The following is a 10,538-nucleotide window of genomic DNA, read 5'->3' on the forward strand; positions in this document are numbered from 1 at the left end:
CGTTGCCGAGACATGTCCGGGGCGCGGCGTTGGATAGACTGACCTGCGCATTGCCTCCGTAGCTCAGGTGGATAGAGCAAGGGCCTTCTAATCCCTAGGTCGCACGTTCGAGTCGTGCCGGGGGCACTGGTCAGAGGGTGTTTTCGGTCCCGCTAAAAATGTCGGTCATCGTTTATTCATCGTTTATGTCCGTCACGGTGCGATCCAGCAGGTCAGCGACCTGAATGTGGACACGTCCGCGGGACATGTATCGGTCCTGGGTCATGGATACCTTGGCGTGCCCAAGATGGTCCGCGCCGATGCGCGCCGAGAGCCCCGCGTCGTCGATGAGTGTCGCCACCGTCTTGCGGAAGCTGCGCGACGTCACGTTGGGCATCCCGAGCCCCTCCCGCACCGCGCGCCACGCGGTGTTGAAGTTTTCCGGGTCACGAAGCGTCCCGCTGCTCGACGCGAAAATCGTTTGCTGTTGGCCGACGTACGGACGCAAGCGGCGGTCATTGAGAACCCTGACGGCGAACGCCGGCAACGGCAGGGTGCGGCGGCCGGCGGCGGTCTTGGTCTCGTCAATCCTCGTGAGGCCGACTCCACGCTGCCGCACCAGCTTGCCGGTCACCGCAATGGTGCCCGCGTCGGCGTCGAAGTCGCTCCACCGCAACGCGAGGAGCTCGGAGCGGCGCAGGCCCGTCGCGAGCAGGAGCGTGATTGGGTCGACCAAGTCGCGCTGTTGGCATTCGTCGGACGCTCGGATCTTCATCAGCAAATCCCGCACTTGTTCGGCCGTCAGTGCCGAGGCGCCCTTTGGAGCCGCCCTGGACCTGATCGATTGCACATCCCGGACCGGATTTGTGCCGATCACGTTGTTCAACACCGCGAGTTGAAGGGCTCCCCGCAAGAGGGTCCGCGCGCGGCGCGCCATTGTGGGGCCGTGTGTGTTTCGCATCGACCTGAGGGCGGCGTCGATTCGTGCTGGGGTCGCTTCACCGACGCGCACGCCGGCGATGAACTTGGCGAGTTTGGCCGAGTCATATCGGTAGGTGTCTAGAGTCCGCACCGACCGGCCATCTTCGGCGAGACGCGTGATGTGTTGGTCGATCAGAACTAGGACGAGGGTGTCAAGCCCGATCGCATCTGGGCCGCTGGGCGGGCGCCGTTCGACGAGCGCCTCGATCAGGGCATCCTCGGCGAGCTTCCCCTGTTTGTCGAATTCGTCTGAGGGGCCGACACGTTGGACGATCCGTGTCACGCCATCGGTGTCGCGGTAGCGGCATCGCGCCAGCCACACGCCTCCACCGAGGTAGATGCGCTTGACCTTGCCGTGCTGCCCGATCCGCAGCGCAGGCCTGCCGGCCATCAGCGCGGAATGGGGAACTGAGCGACGGCAGCAGCGTCTACTGACCGCGCGCGTTTGTCGAACATGGTCATGCGCCTCAATTAAGCCGGGGAGCGCTTGTCCTCGTTGAATCGCTCTCTTTCCCAATCGATTACGTCGCCCAGTCGGTAGCGTACGTGTCTACCGATCTTGGCGTAGCGGGGTCCGGTCCCTTTCGACGCCCATTCGGCGGGTGTCTTGACCGGCAGCCCGTAACGGTCCGCGAGTTCCTGGCGCGTGAGCCACTTGTCCTCGTCAATTTCCTCCATGGCGGTTATTCCCCTTCATTCCGCAGCGAGGCTGGATGACATCACTGTAAGTCGCCGCGGAGACACCGCCGTGCAGTTTTTTCGCGTGAGCCGATCGAGGTCGCGAAGCCGTCCGAGGTAGGCAGTGGGCGACGCCTCAGAGGCCTGAATCGGCCGTCGACCGATCTGCGACCTCTGGGTTATGAGCTACGCACCAGGGATTTTCCCCTGTCCGCGTGGTCTCAAAAGCACAGGTCAAGGGGGGTCGGACATACCACCTGTTGCGCCCTGTCGCACTGATTTGAGGCAGTTTCACGGAGTTTTGTTCCCAAATCCGTTCCCAATGAACCGGCTTGGGGCGGGTTAACGGAGCCGCCGATCCCCGGATAGTGTCCTTGCGGTGGCGCAGCGGCGGCGCGCTCCGGCGCCAGCGACGATGACCTCTACAACACCTTTCTCCTCCCGGAATGGGATAGACACTTTCCAGCCGTGAGCTAAAGGCGCCCCGCAACACATCAATTAGTCAGGTACCCGCCAGGCGGGCGACGATGGGTTCAAGACTCTGTGGCGCGGACCCGTAGGGCATCACGAAGTAGCTCAATCCGAGTTCGTCGCGCACACGGGTCACCTTCTCGCAGACCTCGTCAAGCGTCCCGATGGCCACCACCGGCGAGTCGAGCAATGTCTGGAGCTTCACGTCGACGTCGCCGACCTGGCCGCCGTATCGAGAGACGGTGGCGTTGAGAAAGTCGAGGAACCCCTTGGCCATCTTCTCCGCGTCGTCGGTAATCGCGACGAATACGAGCATCAGCGACAGCTCGATCTCACTGAACCGGTCCCCGGCGGCCACAGCGATCCACTCGAGCCGCTGTTCGAAAGCCTCGACGCGGAAGCTGGACAGATCGTCGACGACAGCTCCCTTGGAACCAAATGAGGCGCCAAGAACCTGCACGATGTCGGCACGCCTGGCCGCCATCGACAGGATCTTGCGACCACCGCCGCCGATCATGATCGGCGGCCCGCCGGGCTGCGCTGGCTTGGGCGAGCCGTCGAGTCCGGTCACCGAGTAATGCCGACCAGCGAAGTTGCATTGATCATCTGAGAACAGACCCTTGAGGATGTCGATGTTCTCCGCTAGGCGCTCGATTCGCTCGGCAGCAGAGTCGAACGGAATGCCCGACTGGTCGTAGTCGGCGCGTACCCACCCCGCACCGAGTCCTAGCTCGAGCCTGCCGCCGGAAAGCACGTCCAGCGTCGCGAGTTCCTTTGCGAGAACGGCTGGGTGACGCAAGTCCTGGTTGAGCACCGCAGTCGCGATCCGGATGTGCGAGGTAGCGGCGGCCATCGCCTGTAGGCCGAGCAGTGGGGCGACCGTAGAGTTGAAGTGATCGTTGAGAGCGATGCTCGAAAAGCCGTGTTGCTCAGCGGACGTCGCCGTCTCAATGAGCTCGGCTGCCGTTGCACCCGAGGCAATGAGCCCGAACCGGATGGGCCGCTTTGGGTCTCTAGCCATGATGTCGCTTCCTCGTCGAGTTCGCGTCAGGGGCGCAGCTGAGCGGTGGGACGCAGGACGAGTTCGTTGATACACACGTCTTCGGGCAGTCCCAGCATGAATGCAATTGTGTCTGCCACCGCATCGGGTTTCGGAGGTGTGGTGACACCCGCCGCGAAAGAGGGCATGGCGCCTTCGTTGACCTCGCCGTTGATGGCGGTCGCACCAACCAAACCTTCGGTGTCAAAGATGCCGGGCATCACCAGGCTGACGTTGATGCCGTCGGGCGCGAGTTCCAGACGCAGGGCGTCGAATGCTGCCCGCAGGCCGCGCTTGGACGCCGCGTACATTCCGACACACGCCGAGGGAGTGATCGCGCCGGTGGAACCGACGAGCACAACGTCCCGCCGGCCTACGGTGCCGAAATGGTGAACGGCGTATCGCACGGTGGCCAACGGCCCGATCAGGTTCAGGTCCAATAGTTGTCGCCACATCGCCGGTTCGCCGCTGGCGAAGGTGCCGACCATCCCGCGGCCGGCGACGGTGATGACCGCGTCCAGGCCGCCCAGCGCGTCGACCGCTCGCGCGATGCTGGCGTCGAGCGTGTCGAGGTCGGTGACGTCGCATTGGATTCCGATCGCGCGCTTACCGAGTTCGGCACTCAACGCCGTGAGTCGATCGTTGCGTCGGGCGAGCATCGCTACCGATGCTCCGCATCCCACCAGCGCGCGGCAGGTCACTTCCCCGATACCGCTGGAGGCGCCGGTGACGAGGACGCGGCGACCGGAGAGGTCAACGGAAATGGACACGCCGGTGTCAGTCGGTCGTGGTGGTCGCCGTACTCCACCAATAAGCGATGAATGGTTCCATGTTGCGGCTGACGAGTTCGATGCGCGGCCCAACGGGTCCCTTGGCGTAGGCCCACAGCAGCGTGCCGGAGCCGTCGGGGTTGTAGGATTTCACCTCGAGGGTCAGACCATTGGATTCCAAGGCGGCCAAATCGGATTCGACGTCGTCGGACCAATAGCCGATGTGATGCACCCCCGAGTCCGCGGGGGTCCACACAGTGCCGGGTACGGTCTGCAGCAGTTCCAGGCGGGGTTCGGCGCCCGAGTAGACCATCTTCATCGGGATTGTCACGTCACCGTCGGGGGTGACCGCTTGCTGGTCGACGGTGACGACGTCGGTCCAGGTGTAGCCTGCCACCTTCGCGAGGCGCTCCATGGTTGCCTCGAGGTCGTCGACGACGATGCCGGTGTGGTAGAGGTTTTCGGCTTTCATTGGTCCTCCTCGGCCGTGGCGCTCTTGATGTCCTGTTCCAGCCACTGCACTTCGCTGTGGTTTTCCCGACCACTAGCGGCCAGAAGCTGTTCCAATGCTTGGCGTTTTACCCCCAAGGCGTCGGCATCGGCCGGGGCATGGGCGAGGACGACATCGGTCAGGTGAAGCGCCTGAAGGGGCCGGCCCCCCTTGGCATGGGCAGCGGCTCGCTCGGTGAGCGCGGAGGTGCCTCCGGCCAGGTCCACGACATCCGACCAGACGGACGACGGTGGCACGTCGTAGAGCTCGGTGGTGGACTCATAGCGAAACCAGCCCACATGCTCCTCCCAGATCGCCCGCACTATCCACGCGACCTTGCCGTGTACCTGGGGAAGCGCCAACTCCGTTGGGAGGGTCACGTCGCGCATCAAAGTCCACAGGTCGCTGCCGGAGTTCATGCCGTCGAGGGTGCGATCGCGAAGGTAGGCGGTCGCATCGCGCACCTTGGTCATGGTCGTCAAGATGTTGTCGGTGCCGCGGAACACGTCATGGCCGTTGACGAGCGTCTCGGGACCAAGGGCGATCACCCTGTCGAGTGAGTGGATGAAGGCCATCGCGCTGCGAATTTTGTCGCCGCGCAGGGTGTACAGGTTGGGGACGTGGCCGAAGAACGGCCCCATCAGATTGCCGATGAATACAGTGCGGTTTTCGGGCATCCACGCCACGAGCGCGTCGGTGGTCTCACCCCCTGGGGTGGAGTGCAGCTCGAACTGCCGACCACCGAGTTCGAATGCGCGTTTGTCGATGAACGAATCGGTGAGCACCGGCTCGGGGGGAAGCGTGGCCCCGGTGGTTTCGACGTCCACGAACGTGCCCCACAGCTTCATGATCCGCCGCACATAGAACGGGTGCAGGTGGCGCCAATATTCGCGCACGTCGCGATGATTGGCCTGGACGATCGTCTGAACACCGGCCTGGGTGAACTGGCTCCATCCCCCGACATGGTCGGGATGGCCCTGAGTGAAGGTGATCATCCGCAGCGGGCCATCACTGACCCGCGAGAACCGGGCTTTGATCTCAGGGGCCTCGAAGTCGGTTCCGGTGTTGATCATCAGGTCGCCGTCGGGCGTCGTCACCAGGTAGCTGTTAGCGATGTTCCTGGACATGAAGATGCCGTCACCCAGGTCGACGGCATCTTGGGCTCCCTCTCCTTGTTTGACCAGTTCGTCCAGTGATGGCGACACGCGCAACCTCCGAGCTTTGATTGACTCCACGCCAACCTAACATTTGTTCTCTACGGCCGTATAGGATCTTGCGCCATGACGGCATCAATATCGTCACGGTCGGCTTCAGCTGTGGACGAGCTCGTGACACGCGCCTGCGAACGAGCAGGCCTTGACGATTTCGGCGGCGACTCCTGGCGTGAGGGCCTGCGTCTATTGGTCGACTCCTGCGAGTCCGCGCCGGGCGTGAACCCTGGGGGGCGCGAGTTCGTCTACGGCCAGTTCGTCGACGCAATGTGGAACCGGCTACGGGTGGTCGACTATGTCAAGCGCCACCCCGAAGTTCTCCACGAGCAAGTCGAACGCCCATTGGTCGTGCTGGGCCTGCCACGCACCGGCACATCGCTCGCAAGCTACCTCCTCGATCAGGATCCGCTGCGGCGCTCGCTCTTGACGTGGGAGGCGGAGGACTCGGTGCCCCCGTCGACCCCGGACTCCCTGCGCACCGATCCGCGCTGCCTGAAGAAAAGGGCCGAACTCGACGTGCTCGCCAAGGGGTTGAAAGCGGCCAACATTCCGCTCGTCCACTGGGACGAGGCTGACGGGCCAACAGAGTGCGTGTTTGTGCAGAACCAAGACTTCAAGGCCTACCTGTGGGAGGCGTTCATGCCCACTGCCGCATATGCCGATTGGTTGCTGCAGACCGACATGTCGAGTGCCTACGCCTACGAGCGAATGGTGTTGCAGGTTCTGCAGTCTCGCGCGCCTGGCACCTGGTCGCTCAAGATGCCGTCGCACGCGGTGCACATCGAGACCCTTCTGGTAACCTATCCCGACGTGCGGATCGTGTGGGCACACCGCGATCCCTTCAAGTCAACCGCGTCGTTCCTACGGCTGAATTACCTATCTCGTGCGGCAACGGGTGCTGACATCGACGTCGGCGTGACCGTGGCGAATGTATTGCACCAGTTGAAGGAACACGTCGATCGTCCGCTGGCGACGAGGCGCCGGATCGGTGACGATCGGTTCTTCGACCTGCATTACGCCAACCTCATGCGCGACCCGGTCGCGGTGATGCGGTCGCTGTACGACTGGGCCGGCGATGACCTGTCTGCGTCGACCGAGCAAGCGATGGCCGACTGGCTCGACGCTCATCCGCAGGACCCCCACGGGGCCGCGCCGTACTCCTTGGAAGGGTCGGGCGTGACCCGCGCCGACCTGGAACCGATTTTCGACGAATACCTGTCGGTGTTCGACATCGAACTGGAGGGAGACGCGCCATGAAGGCGGCCGTGACAACCGACGACCACGGCTTCGAGGTCGTCGACCTTCCCGATCCCACCCCAGACCCCGACCAGCTGGTCATCCGCGTCACGGCGTGCGGCGTATGCGGGTCCGACATCAAGGCCCAGCCCTTCGCGCCGGCCGGCATGGTGATGGGCCACGAACTGGGCGGCGAAGTCGTCGCCGTCGGGTCGCACACCGACAGCTGGCGTGAGGGCACCACCGTCGCTGTGCTGCCCGTGATTTCGTGTGGATCGTGCCAGTACTGTCGAGCAGGTCTGGTATCGCACTGCCCTGAGGCGAGCTACATCGGGATGGGTCCAGCGGGCGGATTCGCCGAGTACGCCGCCGTTCCGGCACGCCACTGCTTCGCACTCCCCGTAGAAGTACCCGCGGGCTACTCGGCGTTGGTGGAACCGTTCGCCGTCGGATTACACGGTGTGCACAGCGCCGAGATCGGTCCAGGCGACGACGTGCTCATCGTCGGTGCGGGCGGTGTCGGTCTAACCACCCTTATCTGGGCGCTGCAAAAGGGTAGCGCCCGCGCCACAGTGGCAGATCCCGATCCGCAACGGCGCAACTCAGCGAGCTCGATGGGCGCTACCGATGTGCTCGCGTCCGTGTCCGAGGCCGAACTTGGGGCTTACGACGCCATCGTCGAATGCGTCGGACGCCCCGAGCTTGTGCAGGCCTGCCAGCCGGCGCTGCGGTCACGGGGGCGCCTGGTCGTTTCCGGTGCCTGCGCCGAGCCGACAACTATTGAGCCCATCACCGCGCTACTCAAGGAACTCACCATCCGGTACTCCGTCGCCTATTCGACCGACGAATTCCAAGAGGTCGTCGCCGCGTTCAGCGACGGTGACATCGACCCGACTCCCACGGTCGGACCGAAATTCGGGCTGGACCACATCGCCGAAGCCTTTGCTGCCGTCCGTGGGGCGCAGGTGCAAGGCAGAGTCTCGGTGACGCCATGACCGCGACCATCGGAGATGACCCAGATCTTCCCGTCATTCCACGGCCGCGATCCGCAAGCTGCCCGCTGGCGCCTCCGCCGGAATTTGCCGAATGGCGGGAGTCGGCGCGTCTGCACCGGGCGATGTGGCAGGGTCGGCCGACCTGGATCGTCAGCCGCTACGAGGACATCCGCTCGTCGCTGGTCGATCCGCGTCTTAGTGCGGACACGATCAAGCCGCGCCTGCGCGCGGCGGGCGCTGGCGACAACATGCCGGTCATCTTCGCGCGAATCGATGACCCGGAGCATAATCGCCTGCGCCGCATGATGGCTCGCGATTTCACGTGGAGACGCGCAGAGGCGATGCGGCCGCAGATCCAGGATTTGGTCGACCGCTTCCTCGACACCATGACTGAGAGTGGGCCACCGGCGGATCTCGTTAGGGACTTTGCGTTGCCGGTGCCGTCGTTGGTCATCTCCCTGTTGCTGGGCGTGCCCTACAGTGACCATGAATTCTTCCAGCGCCACAGCACGGTCGGGCTCGATGCCAGGTCATCCGAGGAGCAGAAGGCGGAGGCTATCGGGGCGCTCTTTGCCTACATGTTCGATCTTGTCGAACGCAAAGCGCGTGAGCCAGGTGATGACTTGATCAGCCGGCTCATCACCGACTACGTCGCCTCAGGCGAACTGAGCCGCGAGACGGCGGCAATGAACGGCCTGATTCTGTTGCAGGCCGGTCACGAAACAACGGCAAGCATGATCGCGCTGGGAACGGTTGCGCTGCTGCAGCATCGGGATGTGTTCGAGCTGCTTGGTCGGACCGATGACGCGGCCGTTATCGCCAACGTCGTCGAAGAGCTAATGCGTTACCTCACGATCGTGCACAGCCAGGTAGATCGGGTGGCGACCGAGGACTTCAGCGTCGGTGACGAGGTGATCCGCGCGGGCGATTTCGTCTTGATGAATCTGCCTGCCGGGAATTGGGACCCTGAGTTCGTTGACAACCCCGCGAGCTTCGACGCCGCACGAAATACCCGCGGCCACTTGGGTTTCGGCTTCGGCGTGCACCAATGCATTGGACAGAATCTCGCCCGAGTCGAAATGCAGATCGCGCTTTCCACATTGGTCCGCCGGCTGCCGGAGCTCCAGCTGGCGGTTCCGGCTGATGAACTGCGATTCCAGAACGAGCAGGAAATCTATGGCATCGAGGAACTGCCGATCACGTGGTGACCGCTTGACCCGTCGGGGTGCCCTAATGCCCGTCTCTGATCCGTGCATGATCAGCTGCCACACCGGCAATCACGGAGTGCAGATATTGTTCCAGGCTCTTGGCGCTGTCCATGTCGGTCAAGCCGTAGGCGAGCCGGAAGAGGAATCCGCCGAGAAAGGTGACCACGGCGAATGCCTGCTCCTTGATCAGTTCCTGGTCGGGTGGCGTGCCGACCGGCTGAACCTGTGCGACGGCCGCTTCGCTGATGGCGACGAACTGATCCATCAGGCCGTCGAATACCACGCCGAGATCGGGGTTACGGGAGGCGATCATCATGAGCTCGAACCGAGCCCGCGCCCGCGAACGCTCCGGCTCGACAGCGGTGCGCATAGCCTGAGCGGCGAGCGTTGATAGCAGGGAATCGACCTCGCCGTCGCCAATCGCGTTGAGCGCCACAGCGAAATCGGCGAGATCCAGCTCGATCACTCGGTCCATCGCACCGCGAAGCAGAGCCGCTCTGGTCTGGTAATAGAAGGACGTGGTTCCGTCGGCGAAACCCGCATGTCGGTCAACACGCAGGTGGGTCAGCCCGCGTGCACCGTCAGCTGCCAACAGTTCGATCGCCGCATCGCAGAGATCGCGACGCCGCTGCTCGGCTTTGGGTTTTCTTGTCATCGCAGTCGAAACAGTCTATCGACGTCGAGCATCGGGTCCGTAATGAGCAACGAGATCACGATCGTCGGGTAGTCCTAAGAGGGAGCAGTCGGAAACATCTGAATCGAACCCAGATAACCGAACTAGAGTGCGACTCCTCAGGTCGTTGTGGGGAGTTTGACGTCGAGTCAACGTTCACCGCTGCTCGCTTTCCGTCGGGGAACTCGATCGGGCGGGGTCGCCGCCTTCGCACTATGTCTGTATCGGTTCGCGTGTGTAGTCGGATCACCCCTGTTCAGTCACTCAGGCGGCTCGTCGGAAACCGTATCGACGGCTGGCGACTGCCTGCGGGTTTCCAGGCGGTATATGGTCATATCGGCCGGGACTCCGCTGTGCCGATGCGCGAACACCGCGCGGCGCACCCGCTTGGCGGTGACGCCCAGCTCGTCAAGCTGTTCCGGGGTGAGCCGCGGCAGCGTCGCGCCGGAGATCAGCACACCGCCCTTGTCGGCACATTCCATCACCCTGGCCGCGATGTTGACGTCGACGCCGAGCCAGTCCTCTCCGATGCGCTGCGGCCGCCCGGTATGGATACCGACCCGCATCGTCGGCGTATAGCCTTCGACCTCAACGGTTTTCAGAGCCTCCCGTGCGGTCCGCACCGCTGCGATGGCGGTGACCGGATCGGGAAAGACCGCCATGATCCCGTCACCCATGCGCTTGACGACCTGTCCGCCGGCTTCGAGCAGCGGCGGTTCGACGACCTGCGCGACCCAGCGCAGCAACCTCAGCATGGCGTCGTCGCCGGCGCGTAACGCCCACTCTGAGAAGCCGACCAGGTCGGTG

The 10,538-nt window shown here is 63.7% G+C and carries 11 protein-coding genes and 1 tRNA gene; 4 read left to right on the top strand and 8 right to left on the bottom strand.

Annotated elements, in window-relative coordinates; translation table 11 throughout:
* The first annotated feature begins 52 nt into the window (after positions 1-52).
* A tRNA-Arg gene (locus ACLP9N_RS01260) sits at positions 53-126 on the top strand.
* A gap of 46 nt (positions 127-172) precedes the next feature.
* Here the strand turns inward: ACLP9N_RS01260 and ACLP9N_RS01265 are convergent.
* From ACLP9N_RS01265 to ACLP9N_RS01290, 6 genes are all read right to left on the bottom strand, one after another.
* Complete coding sequence (locus ACLP9N_RS01265; RefSeq protein ID WP_442405696.1) at positions 173-1,351, bottom strand: site-specific integrase; 1,179 nt, start codon at positions 1,349-1,351, stop codon at positions 173-175.
* Positions 1,352-1,431: 80 nt separating this feature from the next.
* Entirely contained in the window at positions 1,432-1,638 is a 207-nt protein-coding gene (locus ACLP9N_RS01270) for a helix-turn-helix transcriptional regulator (RefSeq protein ID WP_442405697.1), read from the bottom strand.
* A 502-nt stretch (positions 1,639-2,140) separates the two neighbouring features.
* Positions 2,141-3,130 (bottom strand): TIGR03621 family F420-dependent LLM class oxidoreductase, encoded by a 990-nt coding sequence (locus ACLP9N_RS01275; protein WP_442405698.1) that lies wholly within the window; start codon positions 3,128-3,130, stop codon positions 2,141-2,143.
* 26 nt (positions 3,131-3,156) lie between these two features.
* Entirely contained in the window at positions 3,157-3,918 is a 762-nt protein-coding gene (locus ACLP9N_RS01280; protein WP_442405699.1) for an SDR family oxidoreductase, read from the bottom strand.
* Between the two features lie 7 nt (positions 3,919-3,925).
* A complete protein-coding gene (locus ACLP9N_RS01285; protein ID WP_442405700.1) occupies positions 3,926-4,390 on the bottom strand; it encodes a VOC family protein in 465 nt (154 codons plus the stop codon).
* Entirely contained in the window at positions 4,387-5,613 is a 1,227-nt protein-coding gene (locus ACLP9N_RS01290) for an alkyl sulfatase dimerization domain-containing protein (protein WP_442405701.1), read from the bottom strand. Before ACLP9N_RS01290 ends, ACLP9N_RS01285 begins: the two co-directional genes overlap by 4 nt.
* Positions 5,614-5,688: 75 nt before the next feature.
* Between ACLP9N_RS01290 and ACLP9N_RS01295 the strand changes: the two genes are divergently transcribed.
* From ACLP9N_RS01295 to ACLP9N_RS01305, 3 genes are read left to right on the top strand one after another with little or no spacing between them, the layout of a single operon-like run.
* Positions 5,689-6,876, top strand: coding sequence for a sulfotransferase family protein (locus ACLP9N_RS01295; protein ID WP_442405702.1), 1,188 nt, complete (start codon positions 5,689-5,691; stop codon positions 6,874-6,876).
* On the top strand, positions 6,873-7,850 hold the full coding sequence (locus tag ACLP9N_RS01300; protein ID WP_442405703.1) for a zinc-dependent alcohol dehydrogenase: 978 nt from the start codon (positions 6,873-6,875) through the stop codon (positions 7,848-7,850). The genes ACLP9N_RS01295 and ACLP9N_RS01300 overlap by 4 nt, the downstream gene beginning before the upstream one ends.
* The gene (locus ACLP9N_RS01305; RefSeq protein ID WP_442405704.1) at positions 7,847-9,058 is read left to right on the top strand and encodes a cytochrome P450; all 1,212 of its coding nucleotides are present in this window, start codon (positions 7,847-7,849) and stop codon (positions 9,056-9,058) included. Before ACLP9N_RS01300 ends, ACLP9N_RS01305 begins: the two co-directional genes overlap by 4 nt.
* A gap of 22 nt (positions 9,059-9,080) precedes the next feature.
* Here ACLP9N_RS01305 and ACLP9N_RS01310 read toward each other — a convergent pair whose 3' ends face one another.
* Together ACLP9N_RS01310 and ACLP9N_RS01315 are read right to left on the bottom strand one after the other, a co-directional pair.
* The gene (locus ACLP9N_RS01310; RefSeq protein WP_442405705.1) at positions 9,081-9,524 is read right to left on the bottom strand and encodes a hypothetical protein; all 444 of its coding nucleotides are present in this window, start codon (positions 9,522-9,524) and stop codon (positions 9,081-9,083) included.
* Between the two features lie 467 nt (positions 9,525-9,991).
* Positions 9,992-10,538, bottom strand: a 547-nt coding sequence (locus ACLP9N_RS01315) for an adenylate/guanylate cyclase domain-containing protein (protein ID WP_442405706.1), incomplete at its 5' end; no start/stop codon positions are given.

The organism is Mycobacterium sp. (assembly GCF_052144515.1).
In the GTDB taxonomy this organism is placed as follows: domain Bacteria; phylum Actinomycetota; class Actinomycetes; order Mycobacteriales; family Mycobacteriaceae; genus Mycobacterium.